Annotated in this window: 24 protein-coding genes; 11 read left to right on the top strand and 13 right to left on the bottom strand. The window is 73.4% G+C overall.

Translation table 11 applies throughout. The features are described from left to right. Positions 1-36: 36 nt before the first annotated feature. The gene (locus ACFYST_RS21655; protein ID WP_387864592.1) at positions 37-726 is read left to right on the top strand and encodes a pentapeptide repeat-containing protein; all 690 of its coding nucleotides are present in this window, start codon (positions 37-39) and stop codon (positions 724-726) included. Positions 727-748: 22 nt separating this feature from the next. Beyond that, the gene (locus ACFYST_RS21650; RefSeq protein WP_387864590.1) at positions 749-1,465 is read left to right on the top strand and encodes a hypothetical protein; all 717 of its coding nucleotides are present in this window, start codon (positions 749-751) and stop codon (positions 1,463-1,465) included. Between the two features lie 186 nt (positions 1,466-1,651). Here ACFYST_RS21650 and ACFYST_RS21645 read toward each other — a convergent pair whose 3' ends face one another. Continuing rightward, entirely contained in the window at positions 1,652-2,608 is a 957-nt protein-coding gene (locus ACFYST_RS21645; RefSeq protein ID WP_387864799.1) for a 5'-3' exonuclease H3TH domain-containing protein, read from the bottom strand. Between the two features lie 97 nt (positions 2,609-2,705). After that, positions 2,706-3,752, bottom strand: coding sequence for a cation diffusion facilitator family transporter (locus tag ACFYST_RS21640; RefSeq protein WP_387633824.1), 1,047 nt, complete (start codon positions 3,750-3,752; stop codon positions 2,706-2,708). Positions 3,753-3,931: 179 nt separating this feature from the next. On the opposite strand from ACFYST_RS21640, the gene chrA reads away from it, so the two are divergent. Continuing rightward, positions 3,932-5,134 carry a chromate efflux transporter gene (gene chrA / locus ACFYST_RS21635; protein WP_387864588.1) on the top strand — a complete coding sequence of 401 codons (1,203 nt, stop codon included), beginning with the start codon at positions 3,932-3,934 and terminating at the stop codon, positions 5,132-5,134. Positions 5,135-5,227: 93 nt separating this feature from the next. Then, positions 5,228-5,515 carry a hypothetical protein gene (locus tag ACFYST_RS21630; protein ID WP_387864586.1) on the top strand — a complete coding sequence of 96 codons (288 nt, stop codon included), beginning with the start codon at positions 5,228-5,230 and terminating at the stop codon, positions 5,513-5,515. 17 nt (positions 5,516-5,532) lie between these two features. On the opposite strand, the gene ACFYST_RS21625 is transcribed toward ACFYST_RS21630, so the two are convergent. Next, positions 5,533-6,267, bottom strand: coding sequence for a gamma-glutamyl-gamma-aminobutyrate hydrolase family protein (locus ACFYST_RS21625; protein WP_387864583.1), 735 nt, complete (start codon positions 6,265-6,267; stop codon positions 5,533-5,535). A 196-nt stretch (positions 6,268-6,463) separates the two neighbouring features. Here ACFYST_RS21625 and ACFYST_RS21620 point away from each other — a divergent pair, with 196 nt between their 5' ends. Then, positions 6,464-7,522, top strand: coding sequence for a DUF2510 domain-containing protein (locus tag ACFYST_RS21620; protein WP_387864581.1), 1,059 nt, complete (start codon positions 6,464-6,466; stop codon positions 7,520-7,522). Between the two features lie 18 nt (positions 7,523-7,540). On the opposite strand, the gene ACFYST_RS21615 is transcribed toward ACFYST_RS21620, so the two are convergent. The 5 genes from ACFYST_RS21615 to ACFYST_RS21595 all read right to left on the bottom strand — a co-directional run bounded on the left by ACFYST_RS21615 (position 7,541) and on the right by ACFYST_RS21595 (position 12,770). Further along, the gene (locus tag ACFYST_RS21615; RefSeq protein WP_387864796.1) at positions 7,541-8,692 is read right to left on the bottom strand and encodes an RNA polymerase sigma factor; all 1,152 of its coding nucleotides are present in this window, start codon (positions 8,690-8,692) and stop codon (positions 7,541-7,543) included. A 32-nt stretch (positions 8,693-8,724) separates the two neighbouring features. Next, entirely contained in the window at positions 8,725-9,135 is a 411-nt protein-coding gene (locus ACFYST_RS21610; protein WP_387864579.1) for a YciI family protein, read from the bottom strand. Positions 9,136-9,245: 110 nt separating this feature from the next. Then, positions 9,246-10,466: an alanine racemase gene (locus ACFYST_RS21605; RefSeq protein ID WP_387864576.1), complete on the bottom strand. Its 1,221-nt coding sequence runs from the start codon at positions 10,464-10,466 to the stop codon at positions 9,246-9,248. Between the two features lie 867 nt (positions 10,467-11,333). Continuing rightward, the gene (locus ACFYST_RS21600; RefSeq protein WP_387864573.1) at positions 11,334-12,368 is read right to left on the bottom strand and encodes an ABC transporter substrate-binding protein; all 1,035 of its coding nucleotides are present in this window, start codon (positions 12,366-12,368) and stop codon (positions 11,334-11,336) included. A 93-nt stretch (positions 12,369-12,461) separates the two neighbouring features. After that, positions 12,462-12,770: a hypothetical protein gene (locus tag ACFYST_RS21595; protein ID WP_387864571.1), complete on the bottom strand. Its 309-nt coding sequence runs from the start codon at positions 12,768-12,770 to the stop codon at positions 12,462-12,464. A 142-nt stretch (positions 12,771-12,912) separates the two neighbouring features. Between ACFYST_RS21595 and ACFYST_RS21590 the strand changes: the two genes are divergently transcribed. After that, the gene (locus tag ACFYST_RS21590; protein WP_387633806.1) at positions 12,913-13,647 is read left to right on the top strand and encodes an SseB family protein; all 735 of its coding nucleotides are present in this window, start codon (positions 12,913-12,915) and stop codon (positions 13,645-13,647) included. Positions 13,648-13,802: 155 nt separating this feature from the next. Continuing rightward, positions 13,803-14,156 (top strand): beta/gamma crystallin domain-containing protein, encoded by a 354-nt coding sequence (locus tag ACFYST_RS21585; RefSeq protein WP_387633804.1) that lies wholly within the window; start codon positions 13,803-13,805, stop codon positions 14,154-14,156. A 56-nt stretch (positions 14,157-14,212) separates the two neighbouring features. Here ACFYST_RS21585 and ACFYST_RS21580 read toward each other — a convergent pair whose 3' ends face one another. Both ACFYST_RS21580 and ACFYST_RS21575 read right to left on the bottom strand, forming a co-directional pair. Further along, a complete protein-coding gene (locus tag ACFYST_RS21580; RefSeq protein WP_387864569.1) occupies positions 14,213-17,332 on the bottom strand; it encodes a phosphocholine-specific phospholipase C in 3,120 nt (1,039 codons plus the stop codon). After that, a complete protein-coding gene (locus ACFYST_RS21575; protein ID WP_387864568.1) occupies positions 17,329-17,460 on the bottom strand; it encodes a hypothetical protein in 132 nt (43 codons plus the stop codon). The genes ACFYST_RS21580 and ACFYST_RS21575 overlap by 4 nt, the downstream gene beginning before the upstream one ends. A 90-nt stretch (positions 17,461-17,550) precedes the next feature. Between ACFYST_RS21575 and ACFYST_RS21570 the strand changes: the two genes are divergently transcribed. Next, the gene (locus ACFYST_RS21570) at positions 17,551-18,240 is read left to right on the top strand and encodes a GNAT family N-acetyltransferase (protein WP_387864567.1); all 690 of its coding nucleotides are present in this window, start codon (positions 17,551-17,553) and stop codon (positions 18,238-18,240) included. Positions 18,241-18,389: 149 nt separating this feature from the next. Here ACFYST_RS21570 and ACFYST_RS21565 read toward each other — a convergent pair whose 3' ends face one another. Next, on the bottom strand, positions 18,390-18,581 hold the full coding sequence (locus ACFYST_RS21565; protein ID WP_387633798.1) for a DUF5999 family protein: 192 nt from the start codon (positions 18,579-18,581) through the stop codon (positions 18,390-18,392). Positions 18,582-18,905: 324 nt separating this feature from the next. Then, entirely contained in the window at positions 18,906-19,604 is a 699-nt protein-coding gene (locus ACFYST_RS21560) for a hypothetical protein (RefSeq protein ID WP_387864564.1), read from the bottom strand. Between the two features lie 361 nt (positions 19,605-19,965). Here ACFYST_RS21560 and ACFYST_RS21555 point away from each other — a divergent pair, with 361 nt between their 5' ends. The 3 genes from ACFYST_RS21555 (at position 19,966) to ACFYST_RS21545 (ending at position 22,754) form a co-directional block, all read left to right on the top strand. Continuing rightward, positions 19,966-21,465, top strand: coding sequence for a glutamate--cysteine ligase (locus ACFYST_RS21555; RefSeq protein ID WP_387864563.1), 1,500 nt, complete (start codon positions 19,966-19,968; stop codon positions 21,463-21,465). 103 nt (positions 21,466-21,568) lie between these two features. Then, complete coding sequence (locus ACFYST_RS21550) at positions 21,569-22,357, top strand: CPBP family intramembrane glutamic endopeptidase (protein ID WP_387633792.1); 789 nt, start codon at positions 21,569-21,571, stop codon at positions 22,355-22,357. Positions 22,358-22,460: 103 nt separating this feature from the next. After that, complete coding sequence (locus tag ACFYST_RS21545; protein ID WP_387633790.1) at positions 22,461-22,754, top strand: hypothetical protein; 294 nt, start codon at positions 22,461-22,463, stop codon at positions 22,752-22,754. Here the strand turns inward: ACFYST_RS21545 and ACFYST_RS21540 are convergent. Then, positions 22,735-23,253 (bottom strand): HAD domain-containing protein, encoded by a 519-nt coding sequence (locus tag ACFYST_RS21540; RefSeq protein ID WP_387633788.1) that lies wholly within the window; start codon positions 23,251-23,253, stop codon positions 22,735-22,737. The genes ACFYST_RS21545 and ACFYST_RS21540 overlap by 20 nt on opposite strands. Between the last annotated feature and the right edge of the window lie 62 nt (positions 23,254-23,315).

Raw genomic sequence — 23,315 nt, 5'->3', positions numbered from 1 at the left:
GGTGCGGGCCCGGCCCGACAGAGCGGAGCCCCACCCGTGGACAGCATCACCTTCGGCCGCGTCACCGTCACCCTGCCCACCCTGGACGAGCCCGGCCTCTACCTGTCCAACGTCGCGTCCCTGGACTCCGCCCGGGGCATCGTCCAGGACTTCCAGTACGGCGACGCCGACCTGCGGGACCTGGACCTGTCCGACACCAGCCTCATCACCGGCCGCGTCAGGGGGCTGCGGGCCGATCGCGTCCAGCTCGACAAGGTCCGCCTGGACTCCGTCGAGTTCGACACCTGCGACCTGGCCACCGCCCGCATCGCCGACAGCAAGCTGTCCCGCGTCGTCTTCCGGAACTGCAAGATCATGGGTGCCAGCCTCACCGGCGTGGCCCTGGACAACGTGCTCTTCGAGAACTGCAAGCTCGACTATGCGAGCTTCGAGCAGGTCCGGGCCACCGGGCCGGTCTCGTTCTCCAAGTGCGCGCTCACCGAAGCCTTGTTCACCGGCTGCGACCTGACCGGAGTGGTCCTGGACGCGTGCACGCTGCGGCTGGCGGAGTTCGGGCGGGGCAAGTACCAGGGCCTGGACCTGCGGGGCAACGACCTGACCTCGCTGCGGGGTGTCGCCCACCTCGCCAAGGTGGTCATCGACCGGTCCCAGCAGGCCGAGCTCGCCGAAGCCCTGATCGCGGAGCTGGACGTGACCTTCGGCGACACCCTGAACCAGCACCGGTGACCCGAACCGGGAGGAGCCCGGATTGAACCTCGCCATCGCCCACACCGACCCCGCCGCCCTCATCGCCCGTTGCGAGACCACCGGGGTCCGCATCGCCGGCAGTGAGCCGGAGTACGAGCCAGGGGCTGTCCTTCCGGCCGGCCCCTGGCAACCCCTGACGGCCGACCTGGCCGCACGGCTCATGCCCAGCGCCCAGACCGCCGACGACACGCTGGTCGAGTTGGTCAAGCTCCCCGACGGTCCGGTGCCCGCGAGCCTGGCGGCCTTGGCCGACCCGCTCGGAGATCCGGACGCCGTTCACCTCGGTCAGGCCGCCAGCCCCGCCAAGGCCCTGACCACCACTCCCAACTACCAGGACGGCCGCCGCATCGGACTGCACGTCGACAACTGGGACCGCCTGGACTACGAGTCCAAGCACACCGGCCGACGGCGCCTGTGCTTCAACCTCGGCCCCGGCACCCGCTACCTCCTGCTCGCCGACCTCGACATCCGCACCATCTGCCGCACCCTCTACGCCGACCCTGCCAGCCGCTACCCCCACACCGACGACCTGCGGGCCTACGTCACCGGTCGGCAGCCGCTGCGCGTCTTCCGCATCCGGCTTGCCCCGGGCGAGGGCTACATCGCCCCCACCGAACTGCTGCCCCACGACGGCCCGACCGAGGACCAACCCGAGCCGTCCACGGCAGTGTTCTGGCTTGGCCATTGGCCTCGCGGTGTACTTCCTGCTGTGGTCTGATCTCCGGTAAATGGAAGCGGGTAAGCCGGGGGCATGACCGAGCTGTTCCAGTCGAACCCACGTCCACCAAGACCGGTACGACAACGGCTTCTGATTGTCAGTGAGCTGTACGGCTCCCGTCCGGGTGCGCATGTGCTGTGCGGTCGGCAAGGGGGTCGCCGGGCGCCGGTGTCCTGCCGATCCTCGTCAGCGGGTGGCGGCGAGGGTGTCGAGGAGGCGGGTGAGGGAGGTGCCGAGGCCCCAGCGGGTGGAGAGCTCTTCCAAGGCCATGGGGTCGAGGGGTTCGCGGGGCAGGGCGGGGTCGAAGGCGGGGAGGGGGATGTCGGTGGCGACGCGGACGACGGTCGGGGCGACGTCGAGGTAGGCGGCGCCTTCGAGGAGGTTCCTGCGGCGGGCCGGGGTGAGCTTGGAGGCGGGGTCCGCGGCCGCGGCGCGGATGCCGGCGAGGTTGCCGTACTCGCGGATGAGTTGGGTGGCGGTCTTCTCGCCGATGCCCTTGACGCCGGGCAGGCCGTCGCTGGGGTCGCCTCGCAGGGCGGCCATGTCGGCGTACTCGGGGCCGGTGACGCCGTACTTGTCGAGGAGGGCGGCCTCGGTGATGACCTCGGCGTTGCCGACGCCCTTGACGGGGTAGAGGACCTGGACGCCGCGGGCGTCGTCGACCAGCTGGAAGAGGTCTCTGTCCCCTGTCACGATCAGGACGCGTGCAGGTTGGTAATCCGCAGTCTCCCGGTCGCCGGTGACGATCTCGACCGGGCCGGTGGCGTGAGTGGCCAGGGTGCCGATCACGTCGTCGGCCTCGTAGCCGGGGACGCCGACGCGGGCCAGGCCGATGGCGTCCAGCACCTGCTCGATCACCGGGACCTGTGGGGCGAGGGTGTCCGGCACCTCCTCCTCGCCGGCGGTCGCGGCCTCCGCCACCCGGTGGGTCTTGTAGGTGGGGATCAGATCGACCCGCCACTGCGGGCGCCAGTCGGCGTCCATGCAGGCCACCAGGTGGTCCGGCCGGTGGTCCTGGACCAGGCGGGCGATGAAGTCCAGCAGCCCGCGCACCGCGTTCACCGGCTCGCCCTGCGGCGAGCGCAGCGAATCCGGCACGCCGAAATAGGCGCGGAAGTAGAGGCTGGCGGTGTCGAGCAGCATCAGGCGCGGTGCGGTGGGTGCGGTCACCCCCCGATCATGCCGCATGCCGGTGACAGCCGGGCCCTGCCGAGAGGTCCGGGCCGGCACTTGCACGGCCTCAGTGCGGGTGCGGGCCGGCGCGGTGCACCGGCCCGTGCGCGTCCGCGCAGTGCTCGCGGGCCTCCTCCTCGGCGGCCGCCGCCGAGGAGCTGGACGAGATCTGCAGCAGCCCGTCCGCGCCGCTCTCGCCGACGTGGTCGACCTGGAGGGTGGCGTGGGTGATCCGGTACTCCTCGCGCAGCCGCCGCTGCAACTCGTGCTGCACGGCGTGGCAGTCGCCGCCAGGGGTGACCAGGATGTGCGCCGACAGTGCGGGCTGGTTGGAGGTGATCTCCCAGATGTGCAGGTCGTGGATCTCCTCCACCTGCGCGGTGGCCACCAGCCGGTCCGCCACCTGGTCCGGGTCGATCCCGGCGGGCGCCGCCTCCAGGAAGATCCGCGCCGAGTCCCGCACCAGCCCGATGCCGGCCCGCAGCATCAGCGCCACCACCACCAGCGAGGCGATCGCGTCCGCCCGGACGAACCCGGTGAGCAGCACCACCGCACCCGCCACCGCCGTCGCGATGAACGCGTACAGGTCGGTCAGGACGTGCTGGAACGCGCCCTCCACGTTCAGCGAGGACCGGTTCGCCTTCGACATGCACCAGGTCGCCGCGATGTTCACCACCACGCCCACCAGCGCCGTCACCAGCACCAGCGACCCCGTCACCGCCGGCGGCGCGATCAGCCGGGCGACCGCCTCGTAGCCCAGCCACGCCGACAGCACCAGCAGCGTCACCCCGTTCGCCTGCGCGGACAGGATCTCCGCCCGCTTCAGCCCGTACGTGTAGCCGCCGCGCGCCGGACGTGCCGCCAGCCGCATCGCCACCAGCGCGAGCGCGATCGACGCGGCGTCGGTCAGCATGTGCGCCGCGTCCGAGATCAGCGCCAGCGACTGCGCGGCGAAGCCGACCACCACCTCGCCGGCCATGAACACCACCAGCAGGATCAGCGCGCTCCACAGCCAGCGCCGGTCCGCGTCCGCCGAGACGGCGTGGCTGTGGCTGTGTCCGCCGTGGCCGTGGTCGTCCTGGTGGTCGTCGTGGTCGTGCCCGTGGTTGGCCATCGAGGTCCCTCCGCTCCGGTGTCCGCACCGGAAGTGAACCCCAATCCGGAGGAAGATCCAAAGGCTGCACTGGTGACCGTTGTCGTTCCCTTGTAGGCCATTCGGGTCAGGTAGGGTGCGGCCCGCATCCGCGCAGGTCGCGCGGGTGTTCGGGCCGTTGAACGGGAGATGGGGGAGCGATGACGGAGCAGGTGCCGCTGACGGTGATCGCCAAGGAGTGGGGCCGGATCGGCGCCCTCGGATTCGGCGGGCCGCCCGCGCACATCCTGCTGCTGCGCCGGCTCTGCGTGGAGCAGCGCGGCTGGCTCGCGGCGAGCGAGTTCGAGGACGGTATCGCCGCCACCAACCTGCTGCCCGGCCCCGCCTCCACCCAGCTGGCGATCTTCACCGCCTGGCGGGTGCGCGGTGCGGCCGGTGCGCTGGTCGGCGGCGCGGCGTTCATCCTGCCCGGACTGGCGCTGATCCTGCTGCTGGCCGCACTGTTCCTGGCCGGCAACCCGCCGCGCTGGGTGCTCGGCGCCGCCGCCGGGGCCGGCGCGGCGGTCGCCGCCGTCGCCGCGCAGGCCGCGACCGCGCTCGTCCCGGCCAGCCTGCAACGCTCCGGCGGCGGCCCCGCCCGGATCCGCTGGGCCTGCTACCTGCTGCTCGGCGCCGCGGCCGCGATCCTCACCGGCCCCTGGCTGGTGCTGGTCCTGCTGGCCACCGGCGCCGCCGAGATCGTCTTCCGGCGCGGCGCCCGCCGAACCAGCCGAACGGGTGACACCGCCGCCCCCGCGACGCGCCGACCGGAGGGTGAAACCCCGCCGCGCGCGGCGCTCCCGCTGCTGGTCCCCGGCCTGGCCGCGACCGGCGGACTCGGCGCGCTCGCCTGGGTCGCCTTCAAGGTCGGCGCGCTCTCCTACGGCGGCGGCTTCGTGATCATCCCGCTGATGCAGCAGGACGCCGTGCACCGCTACCACTGGATGACCGACGGCCAGTTCCTGAACGCCGTCGCCCTCGGCCAGATCACCCCCGGCCCGGTCGTCCAGACCGTCGCCGTGGTCGGCTACGCCGCCGCGGGCATCCTCGGCGGACTGCTCGCCGCATTCGTGGCCTTCGCCCCGTCCTTCGCGCTCGTCCTGCTCGGTGCCGCCCATTTCGACCGCCTGCGCGCCAACACCGCCGTCCAGGACTTCCTCACCGGCGCCGGCCCCGCCGTCATCGGCGCGATCGCCGGCTCCGCACTCCCGCTGGCCCTCGCCCTGCACCACCCCTGGCAGTACGCGATCCTCGCCCTCGCCGCCATCTGGCTGCTCGCCCTCCGCCGCGGCGTCGTCCCCTGCCTCCTGGCCGCCGGCGCCCTCGGCACCCTCGCCACCCTGTCCGGCCTCCCGCTTCCGTAGCCGGGTTCCGTGGCGTGTTGCACGGTGGAAGGGCGCCACAGGTGCGTACCGTGACGGCCGGATGACGTAACGTCGACGAAGGAGTGCCCCCGAATGGCCGCCACGACTCGCAAACTCGCTCTCGCCGTGCTCGCCGCCCTGCCGCTGGCCACCCTGGCCTGGGCGGCGCCGGCCACCGCCCGCCCCGCAAGCATGTGCGGCGACGCCGTCGCGCAGACCCGGCGGGACCTGGCCAACGCCGGCGCCCCCACCGACGACACCGACTGGCAGGACGTCCGCGACGACGCCCAGCAGTTCATCGACGACCATCCCTGGAACGGCGGCGCCACCGAGGCGCTCAAGCGCGACATCAACGAGCTGAACAGCTACTGCGCGCCCTGACCCGGCGGGTGCCGGTGTCAGACGGCTGGGACGCGGACGGGCGCGCGGAGGAGGCGGGTGGCGTGGACGAGGGCGCGGGCGACGCGGAGGTCCTCGCCCTGTTCGGGGTGCCACTGGACGCCGAGGGTGAAGCCGGCGCCCTCGACGGCCTCGATGGTGCCGTCGGCGGCGTGCGCGCAGACGGTGAGGCCCTTGCCGAGGCGGGCGACGGCCTGGTGGTGGTAGGTGGGGACGGTGACGGAGGGTTCGGGGAGCAGGTCGGCGAGCAGGGTGCCGGGGACGGGGTGGATCGCGTGGCGGCCGTACTCGGTCGGCGCGCCGAGGTGGCTGAGACCGTCGCCGACGACGTCCGGCAGGTGCTGGATCAGTGAGCCGCCGCAGACCACGTTGAGCAGTTGCATGCCCCGGCAGATGCCCAGCAGCGGGGTGCCGGAGGCGAGCGCGGCGCGGATCAGCGCGGCTTCCCAGAGGTCGCGTTCGGGGGCGTTGGCGACCGTCAACGGGTGGGCGGGTTCGCCGTAGAGGGCGGGGGCGACGTCCTCGCCGCCCGCGATCACCAGGCCGTCGAGGCGGGCCACCGCGTCCGCGGCGTGTTCGGGTGCGTCGGGCGGCAGCATGACGGCGATCCCGCCGACCTCCTGGACGAGAGCCGGGTAGCGCTCGGGGAGCAGCACCGACCGCATGGCGTCCCACCGCCCCCATCCGGCGTTGGTGAGGAAGGTGCTGATGCCGATCACGGGGCGAGAGGTCATGGCGCGGATTCTGTCGCTCGGCCGCGCCCCCGGTAGTGCGACGCACCCACCGGCGTGCCCCCGCACGCCCCGGCCGGCGTATCCGGACCACCCGAACGGCGGTTGTGCGCGATTCTCACCCGAATCTCATCGCCGGAGCCCGATTCCGGCCGCCCGCTGATTTCCCGCTTATCCGGGGCCGCTTAGGGTCATGGGTGTGACCGAGCAGCAGATTCCGGCCGGGTGGTACCCGGACCCCGTCGACACCGACAGCGACCCCCGCCCCGAGCGCTGGTGGGACGGCAAGGGCTGGACCGCCAGCACCCGCCCGGCCTCGGCAGCCCCCGCCGACACGCCCGCCGACACGCCCGCCGAGGCCCCGGCCGGCGGGCCGGCCGGCGCCGAGGACACCACCGTCCTGGAGGGCACCGTGCTGGACGCCTCCGGGCAGGCCGTCCACTACCCGCCGCTGCCGCCGTACGCCGAGCAGCCGCCGGCCAAGCCGCGCCGCCGCGCGTCCAAGCCGGTGCTGATCGCGGCCTCGGTGGCCGCGCTGCTCGGCCTGGCGGTGGGCTCCGGCGTCACCTACCTGGCGATGGACGGGCACTCGAACAAGTCCGCGTCCGCCGAACGGTCGCGGAACGGCCAGCTCCGCGGCGACGGCCAGGACGACGGGCAGAAGGGCGGCGACAGCCTGCCCGGCCAGGGCAATGGGAACGGCCAGGGCAACGGGGACGGCAAGGGCGGCAAGGGCAAGGGCGGCGGCGCGAACGCGAACCTCGCCATCGACCTGATCAACGGCGTCTCGCTGCCGATCCCCAGCGGCTGGAAGGGCGGCACCACCAAGGACGGCTTCGCCAGCGCCTACGTAGGCGAGTACACCTGCGTCGACGGTTCGAACCCCTGCACGCTGGGCGGCGTCAACACCAGCAAGATCACCGGCACCGACGCCAAGCAGGCCGCGCAGCAGGACATCGAGGCCGCCGCCAAGGAGTCCTACCCCGACATCACCGGCCACAAGGAGCTGAAGAGCGAGGCGGTCACGGTGGCCGGCCGCTCCGGCTACCTGGTGCGCTGGCAGGTGGACGTGTCCAAGGGCAACGGCGGCTACGTGGAGACGGTGGTCTTCCCGACCGCCGACGGCAAGGCGCTGACCGGCGTCCGGATGGGCTTCGACATCGCCGACAAGGCGCCCGGCCTCGACCAGATGGACTCCATCGTCAAGGGCATCGCCGCCTTCCAGGGCGGCGGCCCGGTCACCGGCACCGCCGCCTGACCACCGTGGCCGCGCGGCTCAACTCCCCTCACGCAGCAGGGTGTTGAGCCGCGCGGCCTGCCGCACCAGGTGGTCCCGCTCGGCCACCGCCCCGGCCTTCGCCGCAGCCTCCGTGTACAGCCGGGCCGCCGTCCGCAGATCGCCGGAACGCTCGTGCAGGTACGCGGACGCGGCGGTGTACCGGGGCAGCGTGTCGTCCAGCGCGGCGAGCGCCGCCAGGCCCGCCCGCGGGCCGTCCGCCTCGCCGACGGCGACGGCCCGGTTGAGCCGCACCACCGGGCTGTCCGTCAGCGCGGCCAGCTCGTCGTACCACTCCACGATCTGCACCCAGTCCGTCTCCTCGGCCCTCGGCGCGTCCGCGTGCAGCGCCGCGATCGCCGCCTGCGCCTGGAACTCGCCCAGCCGGTCGCGGGACAGCGCCAGCTGCAGGATCGCCACCCCCTCGGCGATCAGCCCGGTGTCCCAGCGGCTGCGGTCCTGCTCGGCCAGCGGGACGAGACTGCCGTCCGGCGCGGTGCGCCCGGCCCGGCGGGCGTGGTGCAGCAGCATCAGCGCCAGCAGGCCGGACACCTCCGGGTGGTCGATTCGCGCCGCCAGCTGCCGGGTCAGCCGTATCGCCTCCGCCGCCAGGTCCACGTCCCCCGAGTAGCCCTCGTTGAACACCAGGTACAGCACCCGCAGCACCGTCGCCAGATCGCCCGGCCGGTCCAGCCGCGCCCCGCTCACCGTCCGCTTGGCGCGGCTGATCCGCTGCGCCATCGTCGCCTCCGGCACCAGGTACGCCTGCGCGATCTGCCGGGTGGTCAGCCCGCCGACGGCGCGCAGCGTCAGCGCCACCGCCGAGGCCGGCGTCAACGACGGGTGCGCGCACAGGAAGTACAGCCGCAGCGTGTCGTCGACGTCCGGCACCGGGCCGGGCTCCGGCTGCTCGTCCACCAGGTCCTCACGGCGGCGGCGCGAGGCGTCGGACCGGGCCGCGTCCAGGAAACGCCGCCAGCCGACGGTGATCAGCCAGCCCTTCGGGTCGCGCGGCGGATCGTCCGGCCAGGTCCGCACCGCCTCCAGCAGCGCCTCCTGGACGGCGTCCTCCGCCGCCGCGAAATCCGCGCCCCGGCGGACCAGGACGGCCAGCACCTCGGGGTAGAGGACGCGCAGCCGCGCCTCGTCCATCACACTCACCCGGCCGTCCTGTTCGCGCTCGTTCACTCGGTGACGGTGTCCGGGTACTCGGTCAGGAACGGGCGCAGCTCCAGCCACTCGTGGATCGGCTCGCCGTTCGCGCCCGGTGCCGCGGACAGTTCGGCGGCCACCTCGAGCGCCCGCTCGTAGGAGTCCACGTCGATCGCCATCCAGCCGGCGATCAGGTCCTTGGTCTCCGCGAACGGCCCGTCGGTGACCGGCGGACGGCCCACGCCGTCCGAGCGCACCCAGGTGCCGCGCGGGGCGAGCGCCTGCGCGTCCACGAACTCGCCGCTGGCCCGCAGCTTGTCCGCGAGGTCGTTCATGTACTGGATGTGCGCGGAGACCTCGGCGGGCGTCCACTCGTCCATCGGCACGCAGTTCACGGCCTGCGGGTTGCCGCGGTAGTGCTTCAGCAGCAGGTACTTCGCCATCGTTCTCACTCCTCGGTGGTGACGCGACCCATTGTGGTCGCCTTCACCCCGGGGACGGAGCCGCGACGAGGTTCTCGACACGGCCCCCGAAGATTTTTCCGCCGGCTTCTCTACAGGAACGTATGGCCCTCGCCGCGGTACGTCGGCACCGTCTCCACCACCGCGTCGCCCTCGACCAGGTGCAACTGCGCGAAGCGCTCGCACAGCTCGCCGGCCTTCGCGTGCCGGAACCACACCCGGTCGCCGATCAGCAGGTCGTCCGCCGCCGAACCCAGCAGCGGCGTCTGCACCTCGCCCGCACCCTCCTGCGGGTCGTAGCGCAGACCGGCCGGCAGGTACGGGACGGGGGAGCGGTCCGCCCCCGCCGGGCCGGACGCCGGGTAGCCGCCGCCGAGCACCGTCACCACACCCACCCCGGGCCGGCGCACCACCGGCTGCGCGAACAGCGCCGCCGGACGGCCCCGGAACGACCGGTAGTTGTCGAACAGCCGGGGCAGGAACAGACCCGACCCCGCCGCCACCTCCGTCACCGCGCGCTCCGCCACCGTGGACTCCACGCTGCCGGTCCCACCACCGTTGACGAACTCCAGATCCGCGACCTGCCGCACCCGCCGCACCACCTCGGCCCGGCGCCGCGCCAGCTCCGTCCGCGCCCTGGACTGCATCAGCCGGATCGCCGCCGAACGCACCGCCCGGCCCGGCACCGCGTCCCCGACACCCGCCACATGGCCCTCGTACGCCATCAGCCCGACCACCTCGAAGCCGCGCCGCGCGTTCACCAACTCGGCCAGCCGGCCCAGCTGTTCGGGCGTCCGCAGCGGCGAACGCCGGGCGCCGACCCGGACCCGGCCGCCCAGCAGGTGCAGCGAGGTGTCCAGCTCCAGGCAGACCCGCACCGTCGCCGAACCCTCCCGGGCCGCGTCGATCAGCTCCAACTGCGCCACGTCGTCCACCAGTACGGTGACCTGCCGCGCCAGCTCCGGATCCGCCGTCAACCGCCCGAACCCGGCCCGGTCCGCCGACGGGTACGCCAGCAGCACGTCCGAGAACCCGCTGCGCACCAGCCACAACGACTCCGCCAGCGTGAAACTCATGACCCCCGCGAAGCCGTCCCGCGCCAACACCCGCTCCAGCAACGCCCGGCACCGCACCGACTTCGACGCCACCCGGATCGGCTTCCCCGCCGCCCGCCGCACCAGATCCGCCGCATTGGCGTCGAACGCCGCCAGATCGACGATCGCCAGCGGCGCGTCCAGATGCGCGGTCGCCCGGTCGTACCGGGCACGGTCGGAGACGGCGCCGCGAGTCGCGGTGGTGTCAGCGAGAGCCATGGCCGCAGACTGCCACATCCCCCTACCGGGCGGTAGGTCCTCCGCCCGGGCAATCCATCTCGCAGACCGCCGCTCGACGGCGACGGGCCCGCTGAGGAACTCCAGCCGGGCCGTGGCCGGACCACATCCGCGTGCGGTCCGGCCCGCTCGATGGAAGGCCATGGCCGACGTCGCGCACGCCACCGCCCGGCGAACGACCTACTGGGGCCGCCCCCGCGCCACCCGCCCGCAGCCACCCGGGCTTCAGCCGGTGTGCAGCACCCGCCACCGCGCCACCTGCCCGCAGCCACCCGGGCTTCAGCCGGCCTGCAGCACCCGCCACCGTCCCGGCTCGGCCGGGTCGCGGTCGACGACCCGGGCCGGCGCCCACGCCCACTGCCACACGTCGATCCCCGCCACCCGCGAGGCTGTGCCCTCCGCCCACGGCCGCTCGCGTCTCAGCCGGTGTGCAGCACTTGCCATCGCCCTGGCTTGGCCGGGTCGCGGTCGACGGCTCGGGCCGGCGCCCACGCCCACCGCCACTCGCCGACCCCCGCCACTCGCCGAGGCTGTGCCCTCCGCCCACGGCCGCTCGCGTCTCAGCCGGTGTGCAGCACTTGCCACCGCCCTGGCTTGGCCGGGTCGCGGTCGACGGCTCGGGCCGGCGCCCACGCCCACCGCCACTCGCCGACCCCCGCCACTCGCCGAGGCTGCGCCCGCGCCCGCCTGGGCTTCAACCGGTGTGCAGCACTTGCCACCGCCCGGGCTCGGCCGGGTCGCGGTCGACGGCTCGGGCCGGCGCCCACGCCCACCGCCACTCGCCGACCCCGCTACCCGCCGAGGCTGCGCCCCCACCCGCCGCGTCACCTACCCGCAGCCGCTCGCGTCTCAGCCGGTGTGCAGCACCCGCCACCGCCCCGCCCCCGCCGGATCACGGTCGGCCACCTGGACCGGCGCCCACGCCCACTGCCACACGCCGATCCCGGGCACCCGCTCGAACCGGATCGGCCCCCGGCTGCCCGTCACGCGCACGCCGGACCAGTCGGCGTTGCCCGAACGCGTCAGCGCGGCCAGCACGGTGACGGTGTCCCAACCCTCGAACGCGACGAACGACGGCTCGCCGCCGAGGCGCTCGCGCAGGGCGTCCGCGACTCGCGCACCGGACGGGTCGAGCCGCTCCGGCAGGTAGCGCAGGAACGGGACCCCCGCACCCTCCGCGCCCAACAGCCGGGCCCACTCGGCGAATTCGGGCTGCCCGGCCGCGGCGCCGATCAGCACGTCGGAGAGCCGCCGGTCCCGGCGGACGGCCCGGACGAGCGGGACGGCCGGCTCCGGGAAGCCCGTCAGCAGCAGGACGGCGCTCGCGCCCGACGCGGCCAAGGCATCGGGCACGTCGGCCGGGCCGAGCTCGACCACGCTGCCGCCGTCCGCCGACACGCGCTCGCGCAGGATGCGGGTGCCGGACTCCCAGTACGCGCCGCCCTGGGTCACCACCGCGATCCGCCGGTGCCCGGCGGCCAGCAGGAATTCCGCGTACACCCGCCAGCCGTGCGACTGGGCGGGTGCCAGCCGCGCCACCACGTCCGTCGGGTGGTCGGTCAGGGCGTCCAGCACCGCCGACGAGCAGAGGAACGGGAGCCCGAGCCGGTCCGCCTGCGTCGCGGCCGCGCGGGCCGCCACACTGTGGAACTCGCCTGCCAGTGCGGCGACTTGGAGTCCGGCCAGCTCGGTCACCGCCGCCGCGGCCCGCTGCGGGTCCGCGGCCGTGTCCCGTACCAGCAGCTCCACCGGCCGCCCGTCCACGCCGCCCGCCGCGTTGATCTCCCGGACGGCCAACTCCATTCCGCCCAGCAACTGTTGACCCGCCTCGACCCAACCCGGCCGGCTCAAAGGAACCAGTACGCCGATCCGCAACCCACCCATGCCCGCACCGCTCCCGCCCGCCCGACGACTCGCCCACACCCGGTGGGCCGATCCGATCATCATGACGGGAGTCGGGGCCGCGCCCGGGAAGGATCAGCGAACGGCGCTCGCCGCGCCGCCGGCCTTCCGGATCTGCTCGCCCAGCTTCGTGGCGGTGGCGACCGCCTCGGAGACCAGCTTGGCCGCCTCCGCGGCCTGCGGATCCGCGGTCAGCCCCGGCAGCGCCTCGGCCTGCTGGCGCAGCAGGTCCGACAGGGCGGTGGCCAGCTTCGCCATCTGCTCCAGCGAATTGGCGGCGTCCGCCGGCCGGTCCCATCCGGTGTGCCCGGCAGCCACGTCCTTCGCTGCTTCGGCCATCGCCTGGGCCGCCGTGCGGACCGCGTACATCGGGTCGTAACCCACGATCTCCCCTTCCACCGGTACCGTCCCGCCCAGCGTGCCGCACCGGCGCCGGGCCCGCGGCGAAATCCGCCGGGCCCACCCGAACGGCGGCGGCCCCCGCACCGCCGACCGCCCGGACGTAAACGTGGCATACGCTCGACGGGTGGACCGCAAGAACATCCCCAACCCCGGATTCGCCGAGGACGACGGCACTGCCGACCCCGTCCTCGCCGCCGCCCTCGCCGCCTGGCAGCAGGACCCGTCCGCCGAGGGCGAGTTGCTGACCGTCCTGACGCGAAGCCGGCTGATGGTGCCGATCGTCGCCGTGCTGGGGGAGGTGGAGTACGACGAGAACGGGCACAAGCGCGAGAAGACCAGCGACATGGCGGTGCCGGTACTGGAGGCCGCCGACGGCCGGCGCGCGCTGCCCGCGTTCACCTCGATGGAGACCATGGCCAGCTGGCGCGCGGACGCCCGCCCGGCGCCCGTGGCCGCCCCGCAGGCCGCGATGGTCGCGTTCTCCGAGCGCGCCGACATCCTCCTCGTCGACCCGGCCGGCCCCGTCACCTACCAGCTCGGCGGCGCCCGCCTGCGCGCCGTCGCCGAGAACCGCCCCTACCTGCCGCCGCGCACCGACCCCGAGGTGCACCGCGCGCTGCGCGAACTGCTGGCCGCCGAACCCGAGATCGCCGCCGCCCACCTCGCCCCGGCCGCCGAGGCCGACGCCACCCTGGCCCTCGTCCTCGCCGACCCCACCGCCGACCCCCGCCCGCTCGCGACCCGCCTCGCCCAGTCCCTGGCTGCTGACACCACCCTGCGGGTGCGCCTCGACAACGGGCTCCAGCTGGCCTTCCTGCCCCAACAGCTGGACCAGAAACCGTTCTTCACTCGCGACTGACCGGCGCTTCTCACACGAATGGGTGAACTCGCGCAAGGGCGGTTCGCGCCCGGAGTGTTGCTCCGCCGAACGGGGGACGGCCTCGCTACGTTGAGGTCTCCCGGACCGGGCGGCAGCAGGCCGTCCACCGGCCGGCTTCGCACAAAGGGGAATCCGTGTTCTCGAGGACCAAGAGGGTCGTCTGTTCGCTGGCCACGGCGTTCGCGGCGGCGGTCGCGTTCACCATCACCGTGCCGAGCGGCCACGCGTTCGCCATCGACCACATTCAGTGCGTCGGTGGCGAGAACTTCCTGAAGATCTGGTCGCACCTCGACGGCCGGGACAGCGTGGACTGCTACGCCAACGGCGGCACCACCGACTTCGGCGGCTGGTGGGTGGACCGCATCTCCACCGGCAACAACGACCTGATCTACTACGACGTCAACGGGGACTCGGTGCGCATCGACCGCTGGACGGACATCACCTTCCCCAACAACCCGCCGCGGGTCCGGTCCATCCAGATCATCTGAACTGCCGTGCGGCGCCCTGTCGTTGACGCAAGGCCAACGACAGGGCGATAGCCGGCTCAGCCGCTGATCGGGCGGGTGTCCAGGCGGACGTGGTCGACGGCCCAGTACCAGTTGTTGCCCGCGTCGTACATGCGGAACTTCAGCGTGACCGACCGCGCGCCCGGCGGGACGGCGAACTGCCGGGTGATGAAGGCGTTCTCGGCGTCCTTGCCGGCGTTGTCGTTGCCGGTGGCGTCGCTGCTGTAGCTGAGCAGGCGGGTTTCGGCGCCGGTGTCGAAGACGGCGGTGACGGACGCCTTCTGGGGGGCCTCCTGGCGGTAGTGGGAGTCGAAGGCGAGGTGCAGAGTGCCGGCGCCGGCCGGGATCGGGACGGCGGGGGAGACCAGGGTGGAGTCGAACTTGCCCTTGGCGGACGGGGATCCGGTGTCGTCCCAGTCGTCGGGGTCGGCGACGGCGAGGATGCCGAGGCCCCGGGTGAAGTTGCCGCGGTCCTGCCCGGCGGGGGTGGACCATTCGCGCTTGGTGTGGAAGGTCCACCCCTGGAGCCGGACGGTGCCCTGCGGCATGCCGGGCGCGTTGACCACCGACCAGCCGGCGGGCGCCTTCGCCGTCCAGCCGGGCACCCCGGAGACGGCGGTGAGCTGCGGGGCCAGTGACTCGAAGTCCTCGCCGAGCAGGTACCCGGCCATCGACGGGGCGGTGCGCGCCGCGACCTCGCCGTCGGCGACGGCGTACCGGTCGGCGGCGGTGGCGCGGGCGGTGACCAGCAGCCGGCTGGTGCCGGTCGCGGCGAGCGTCGCGGGCACCGCGATCTCCCACTCGGCCTCAACCGCCGTGCCGGCAGCGACAGTTGAGGGCGGCGCCGTCACCACCGCGGCCGCCGGCCACCCCGCGGGCAGCAACGGCGCGACGTCCAGGCCGGTGAGGTCGGCGGTGGCGGTGAACCGGGCCTTCAGCCGGGCGGGCCGACCGGGCAGCAGCAGCGGCTCGTCGATGGTGGCGGACGCGGAGCCCAGCGTGACATCGACGACCAGCGGGTCGGCGAGGCCGATCGCCGGGTCGGTGAAGCCCACGGCCTGGTTCGGCAGGCGGCCGGCGCGGCGGAACCGGTAGCGGGCGTCGTCCCGGGCGGTGACCACCACGTCGTACCAACCCTCCTTGCCCACCGGCAGGTTGACGACCGCGGACTCGCCCGCGCCGAGCCGCACCTCGCGCTGCCCGCCGCCGTACGCGAGGTCGCCGACCGTCATCACCCGGCTGACGTCGGTGCGGTTGGCGACCTCGACGGCCAGCTGCCACCCGCCGCCGCCGTCCTCGGAGACGGACGCCTCGTACGAGCCGGCCGCGTCACCGCGCAGGTGCCACAGCGCGCCGTTCGGGCCGTGCAGACGCAGGTCGTAGCCGTCCGGGCCGAGCTGCCAGCTGTCGGAGAGCTTGCCCTTGACGTCCACGGTGTAGTGCCGGGGCGCGGTGCCGGGCTCGGGGTAGGCGGCGATCACCGCGCCCTGCCGGCCGGGGTTGGCCAGGTCGAGGGTGAGCACGCCCTTGCGGACCCGCGCCTTGACCTGCAGGTGGTACGGGACGGGCCGGGCGGTGCGGACGGCGCGCGGCTGCTGCGGGAAGTGCTGCGGCTTGGGGACGGTCGGCGCGGGCAGCTTGCCGGTGTCGGTGACCTTCTGCCGGTTGCCGGCGGTGTCGGGCAGCGTGGGCCACGCCGGGTCCTGCCCGGAGAAGTCGAACAGGTTGGTGAGGTCGCCGGTGACCGCGCGCCGCCACGGCGAGATGTTCGGCTCGGCGACGCCGAAGCGCCGCTCCAGCAGCCGGATCACCGAGGTGTGGTCGTACACCGTCGAGTCGACCACGCCGCCGCGGGTCCACGGCGAGACCACCACCATCGGCACCCGCACCCCCAGACCCATCGGGAACGGCCCGGCCACCAGCGTCTCCCCGGCGGGCAGCGCCGCCGACCAGCCGAGGCCGCCGTCCGCGTTCCTGACCCGGTACCGGCCGTCCTGCCCGACCACCCGGTGGTACGTCGAGCCGCCCTTGGCGACCCGCACCACCACCTCGCCGTCCACCGGCACCGTGGACGCGCCGCGTCCGGCGGCCAGCGGCGGGACGGGCGGCAGCTGGTGGTCGAAGAAACCGCCGTGCTCGTCGTAGTTGAGGATGAACACGGTCTTCGCCCACACCTCGGGGTTGGCGGCCAGTGCCGCCAGCAGCCGGGCCGTCAGGTGTTCCCCGTTCGGCGGAGCGTAGTTGGCGTGCTCGGACAGCGCGGCGGGCGCGATCAGCCAGGACACCTGCGGCAGCTTGTCGCCCCGCACGTCGGCGGCGAACGCCTCCACCAGGGCGTCGCCCATGGCGAACGGGTCGTCCTTCTTCGCCGGGTCGCCGACCGCCCGCAGGCCGCGCTCGTACAGCGCCGAACCCGGCTTGGCATTGCGGAAGTTGGTGAACCAGGCCAGCGCGTTGTCGTCGAAATTGTCCAGCGCCTGGTACGTCTGCCAGCTGACCCCGGCGCGCTCCAGCCGCTCCGCGTAGGTGGTCCACTCGAACCCGGCGGCGGGCTCGGAGTTGTCGGTCACCGGGGTGTCGCGGACGGTGCCGCCGCTGGTGCCGGTCATCAGGTGTTCGCGGTTGGTGTTGGTGTTGCACTGCACCGAGGCGTAGTACGCGTCGCAGGTGGTGAACACCGAGGCCAGCGCGTGGTAGAAGGGCATGTCGGCGCTCTCGTAGTAGCCCTGGCCGAGCCAGCCGCCCGAGCGCCGGGTCACCGAACCGTCCGCCCGGCCCTCGTTCCAGGCGCTCATCGAGTCGCCGTAGCCGAACGCGGGCGCGCCCTGCTGGTAGGCGCTGGTGTGGGCGGCGTTCATCGGATAGGGCAGCAGGTAGCCCTCGGGCCGGGACGGGTCGGGCTGGTGGAAGACCGACCGGCCGTTGACGCCGCGCACCGCCGCGCGGTCGCCGAAGCCGCGCACGCCGGGCAGGGTGCCGAAGTAGTGGTCGAACGCCCGGTTCTCCTGCATGAAGATCACCACGTGCTGGATGTCCTCCAGCCTGCCCGGGCGGGCGGGGGCGGCCAGCGCCTGACGGACACTCAGCGGCAACGCGGACAGCACCGCCGCGGCGGCGGCACCGCCCAGCAGGGTACGGCGCGACAGTTCGGGACTCATCGGGGCTCCTCGGGCACGGTGCCGGGCTTCGCTCCGCCCGGCCGCGACCATTCGTAGGCCGCCCAGGTGGACTGGACCAGTGCGACGGGTGTCCAGTGGATGACGCGCTCCGCAACCTGTACAGACATCTCTCCCGGCAGCGAAACTCCGGGACGCCCCGCACCCTCAACAGGTAATATCCACCAGGCAATTGAGACCCTTACAAGTGGAGTGTGGCCATGCCCGACGACCCGACCGTCCCCGCCCTCGTCCGGGCCTGGATCAGCGGCTGGACGGTCTCCCGCGGCGCCGCCGACCCCCGCCCCGAGCCATGGGGCTGGAGCATCGACGTCGGCCAGCCCCGCCACCCCTGGCGGCACGTCCTGCCCGCCCCCACCGAGCCGGACGTCCGCAAACTCACCGAGGGCACCACCGTCCCGTGGACCTGGCTCAAGCTGTTCGACGTCGACGAACGCGCCCTGCCCTGGATCGGCCCCGGCTGGCACATCGACGTCCCCGGCCACCTGATGACCTGCCGGCTGCGCCCGGAGAGCCCGACCGTCCCGGCCGGCTACCGGATCACCACTTGGAGCCGCGGCGGCGTGATCCGCGCCCTGGTCCGCACCACCGGCGGCGAGTACGCCGCGCGCGGCCAAATGGGCCTCGGGCCGGGCTCCGACGGCCGCCTGCTCGCCGCCGCCGACCAGATCGAGACCGCCCCCGAGCACCGCCGCCGCGGCCTCGGTTCCCTGCTGATGCGCACGCTGCAGAGCGAGGCGCGCGCGGCCGGCGCGCACACCGGTCTGCTGGTCGGTACCACCGAGGGGCGCGCCCTCTACTCCGCCCTCGGCTGGCGCTGGCACGCCCCGATGCTCAGCCTCTGGTACGACCCGTCCACGCCCACCGACCACCCGCTCGGCGGATCCTGAGGCTGCGTCGAACGGCAGCGTCGAACGGCCGCGCCGGAAGGCGTATGGCCGCGCCGGAAGGCGTACTGAAGGGCCCCGGAAATGCCGACGCCCGCCAGGAGGGCGCACTCCGGGCGGGCGGTGATCGGTGAGGTGGTGCGGACCGGCGTTCAGGCGGCGATCAGCAGGGTCCGGCGCGGGGCGATCACGCGGCCGTCCGGCAGCAGTTCGCCGGTGTCGTCGAACAGCAGCACCCCGTTGCAGAGCAGGCTCCAGCCCTGCTCGGGGTGGCGGGCGACCGCTTCGGCCGCTTCACGGTCCGACGACTCGGCGGACGGACAGTCGGTTCGGTGCTGGCACATCGTTGTACCTCGCTTCGCTCGGGATTCGCGCCGCCGTACGGTCACCCCCCGGGGCGCCCGCCCTGCCGACGGAAACTTTCTCACCGCATCAGGTGTGAAACGGCGTCAGCCGGGTAGGACGTGTGGTCCTCCCCGACCGACACCAGTGTCCGACTCCGCGGGCGCTCGCGCAGGCATTTGGTGACATGCGCCACAGAAGATCCGGCGAGATCACCCTACCGGGCGGCGGGCGATCCGATCCGCGCACGGACGGGCCATCCCGCAGCGATCCGATCGGATCATTCCGGCATGGCCCGTCCGGGTGGTGCGAGCGGAAGAAGGGCGTCAGCCGATCAGCGCGGTCGGCCGGGCCGCGGGTGCGTTCGCCAGCCGGGCCAGCAGCTCGGCGGCGGGAAACACCTGATGGGCCGCCACCCCGAGCGGGGCGGGCGCCAGCGGGATCAGCAGGTCCTCCCCGGGCAGCGCGCTGTGCAGCCACAGCGCCGAGGCGTAGTGCTCGGGCAGCGACAGCAGCCGCGGCTCGTACCGGGCGGGGGAGGGGTGCACCAGCTGCCAGGCCTGGCGCAGCGCCCGCACCGTGGAGTCCAGGTAGGGCCCGGCGGTCAGGTGCGAGAAGGCCGGCCCGTTCGCGCCGACGGCGACCTCGGCGGCGGCCGTCACCTGCTCCAGCCCGTCCTCGGTGAACTCGCCGACGGCGAGCGGCCGGTGCTCCGTCCGCCCGCCCGCCGCCCGTCCGCCCGCCGGGCCGCCCGCGCCGTCGCAGTCCCCGTGCGGGCAGTGCGGCAGCGCCGCGTCCGGACGGGCGGCGCGCAGCAGGAACCGCCAGCCGATGCAGTCCGCCCCGGCCAGCTGCGGCGCGGGCCCGCGCAGGGCGTGCACGGGCAGCGCGAGCAGCGGCTCCGGGCGCCCCTCGCTATGGCGGAGCACGGCGGCCGCCGACGGCGGCAGGGCCGCCCCGGGCGCGAGGGCCGAGTGGACGGCGTGCAGGGCGCCGGCCGGGGGCTGGGACAGGTGCAACGTCATGGTGAGTCGCCTCTCCGTTCGAGATCGGCGTGCTGCGGCATACCGGCATGGCATCGACATTGAGGGGTCTGGCCGTGTCCGGTTGGGCATGATCGCCGAGGGGGTGGGCGGGTCGTCGACGAGTCCCTCGACAGTGGGGGTTTCTCGGACGGCCCTGACCTGGCCTGAGCGGCGTGCGAATTCTACTCGAACAAGTGCGCAGGGTGACCTTCATATCACGTTCCGTGTCATTGCGCAAGTGCGTTTGAGCTGATCGGCCGTCAGAAACGCTCTCCCGTTCGGCTGTTCGAGCCGTGGGCTAGAAATCTTCGCCGTGGGCATGATGGACAGGCACTGTCGACCGAGGGGAGGGAAGGCACCCGTGGGCGAGAAGGTCGTCGCGACCCGGGCGGAGCTGGCCGACCGGCAGCTGTACCGCCGCAAACTCCAGTCCTGTCTGGACGTCCTGGGGCGAATGCTCAGGGAGGAACGGTTCGACCGCCCGAAAGCCATGATGGGCGTGGAGATCGAACTCAATCTGGCCGACGAGCAGGGGATCCCCATGCTCGGCAACGAAGCGGTGCTGGACGCGATCGCCTCCGCCGACTTCCAGACGGAGCTCGGCCGCTTCAACGTCGAGCTCAACATCGCCCCCCGCCGCCTGGGCGGACACGTCTTCGAGGACCTGCGCGAGGAACTCGGCACCGCCCTGCGCTACGCCGACCGGCGGGCCGAGGAGGCCGGCGGACGCCTCGTCATGGTCGGCATCCTGCCCACCCTCGACCTGGAGCACGCCGGGCTGGAGGCGATGTCCAACAACGACCGCTTCACCCTGCTCAGCGACCAGATCCTGGCCGCCCGCGGCGAGGACATCGCCCTCGACATCGACGGCGTGGAGCGGCTGACCATCGACTCGGTGTCGATGGTCGCCGAGGCCGCCGCCACCTCCTTCCAACTGCACCTCCAGGTCACCCCCGCCCGGTTCGCCTCGGTGTGGAACGCCGCCCAGTCCATCTGCGGCGTCCAGCTCGCCCTCGGTGCCAACTCGCCGTTCCTGTTCGGCCGAGAGCTGTGGCGCGAGACCCGCCCGGTGCTGTTTCAGCAGGCCTGCGACACCCGCACGGCCGAACTCAAGGCCCAGGGAGTGCGCCCGATCACCTGGTTCGGCGAACGCTGGGTCGACTCCGCCTACGACCTGTTCGAGGAGAACCTGCGCTACTTCCCCGCACTGCTGCCGATCTGCGACGACGAGGACCCGGTCAAGGTGCTGGCCTCCGGCGGCGCCCCCCGGCTCTTCGAGATGCGGCTGCACAACGGCACCATCTACCGCTGGAACCGCCCCGTGTACGACGTCGCCGACGGCGTCCCCCACCTGCGGGTGGAGAACCGCTGCCTGCCCGCCGGCCCCACCGTCGCCGACTGCCTCGCCAACGCCGCCTTCTACTACGGCCTGGTCCGGGTGCTCGCCGAACAGCCCCGCCCGATCTGGACCAGGCTGCCGTACGAGAAGGCCGACCAGAACTTCGTCAACGGCGCCCGGCACGGCATCGACGCCGTCCAGTGGTGGCCCCGCTCCGGGCGCGGCGCCCGCGGCCTGGTCGAACTGCCCGCCACCGACCTGGTGCTGAACGAACTGCTCCCGCTCGCCCACCAGGGCCTCGACCGCTGGGGCATCACCGCCCGCGACCGCGACCACTACCTCGGCATCATCGAACAGCGCTGCCTGCGCCGCACCAACGGCGCCGCCTGGCAGGCCGCCGTCGTCCACCGCCTGCGCGAACGCCACGGCCTCGACCCGAACGCTGCGATCGCCGCCATGACCCGCCGCTACATCGAGGGCATGCGCAGCGGCGAACCCGTGCACACCTGGCCGGTGGACTGACGCCGGTCCCCAAGGTCCAGAAACGTCTCATCGTGCTGTGAAAGGATGATCGGCCCGGAGCCAGGAAGTGCGCTCCGGGCCGCATCCGTCCTCGGGGAGACCAGTGACCACCGCCTCGGCCGAGCCCGCCACCACCAAGACCCTCTCCCGCCGCCTGCTCGTCGCCGAACTGCTCATCGTGCTCGGCCTCTCGCTCGGCATGAGCGGCGTCTCCGCGCTGATCAGCTTCCTCGGCTCGCTCACCGAACCCGTCGGCCTCGGCCAGCAGGTCGCCACCCTCAACGCCTCCCGCGCCCCCGGCCGGCCCTGGCTCGACCTCGCCTGGCAGCTCTTCTACATCGTCCGCGCCCTGATGCCCGTCGCCCTGGTCGGCTACCTGCTGGTCCGCGAAGGCGCCTCGCTGCGCACCATCGGCTTCGACCTGCGCCACAAGCTCTCCGACCTCGGCCGGGGCACGCTGCTCGCGGCGGCCATCGGCGGCTCCGGGCTCGCGTTCTACATCGCCATGCAGGCGGCCGGCTTCAACCTGACCGTCGCCGGCTCCGGCCTGCCCGACGTGTGGTGGCGGATCCCCGTGCTGATCGCCGCCGCCTGGCAGAACGCCATCCTGGAAGAGGTCGTGGTGGTCGGCTACCTGGTGCGCCGCCTGCACCAGATCGGCTGGACCTGGCCCGCGATCATCACCGCCAGCGCCGTCCTGCGCGGCTCCTACCACCTGTACCAGGGCATCGGCGGCCTGATCGGCAACATCGTGATGGGCGTGGTGTTCTGCCTGCTGTACCGCCGCTGGCGCCGGGTCGGCCCGCTGGTCGCCGCGCACGCCCTGATCGACACCGTCGGCTTCATCGGCTACGCCCTGCTGGCCGGGCACGTGAGCTGGCTGCCCTCCTGAAGCCGACTGCCGAATCCCGCCTGACGACCGGTCGGCTGCCGGTAGGGTGACGCCCGGTGGACGGTGCGCGGTGCGCCGCCCGGCAGGGGAGCGGGGAGCGGCCATGGGCGGGCAGCAGGGCTGGCACGGCGACCGGGACCGCGCCCGCCGCATCGCGGACGCCCTGCACAAGCTCACCGGCCGGCCGCCATTGGTGGAGCGCGGCCGCACGAAGGGCACCACCAAGGTCAGCGTGAAGATCGCCGAACGCCCGGACGGCACCCAGACGTTGGCGCTGCTGCGGGTCCTGCGCCACGGCGACCGCTTCGGCCACGCCCGCACCGCCCGCTGGGAGCACGTCTGGGTCGAGGTCGGCGAACCGCTCCCCACGTCCGAGGTCAGCCCGTCCGACGGCTGAGCCAGGCCCGCGACGGGGGACGGCGCAACAGCCGGTCCACGTGCTCGCGTTGCAGGCCCTGCGCCGGGTCGATCGGCATCAGCAGCCGGTCCGCGCGCAGCAGGCTGCGGCGCACCAGCCGCGGCGGGATGCAGTCGTCCACCCACGCGAACGGGCGGCCCTCGGCGTAGCGCAGCAGCGGCGCCCACTTGAACGCCGAGAACAGCTCCATCAGCGGCACCCGCGGATCGCCCGGCTGCGGCACGTAGCCGGTGAACTTCACCACCGGGAGCTCGGGCAGGCCCAGCAAGGGCGAGATGTACTCATTGGCCTCGAACTCCCAGGTAGTCGCCCACACCAGGTCGTAGTGGTCGGCCAGTTCGCGAAGCCACTCGCCGTGGCGTGGTGACAGCAGCACCGAATAGCCGAGCAGCGTATGGGAGTCGAAGTCTTCCTCGGGGTGCGGGAACACCGGGTTCAGCACCCCGTCGACGTCAAGGTACAGCAGCGGTTTGCCCATGCGGGTCCCTTCCCCGGGTCAAGGTCAGTCAGGGACTGGACGACATCCGGGCCCCGCTGGGT

This window comes from Kitasatospora sp. NPDC004614 (assembly GCF_042873675.1).
GTDB lineage: Bacteria > Actinomycetota > Actinomycetes > Streptomycetales > Streptomycetaceae > Kitasatospora.
The sequence above is the reverse complement of the archived record's forward strand: the minus strand, read 5'-3'. Positions and strand labels throughout refer to the sequence as shown.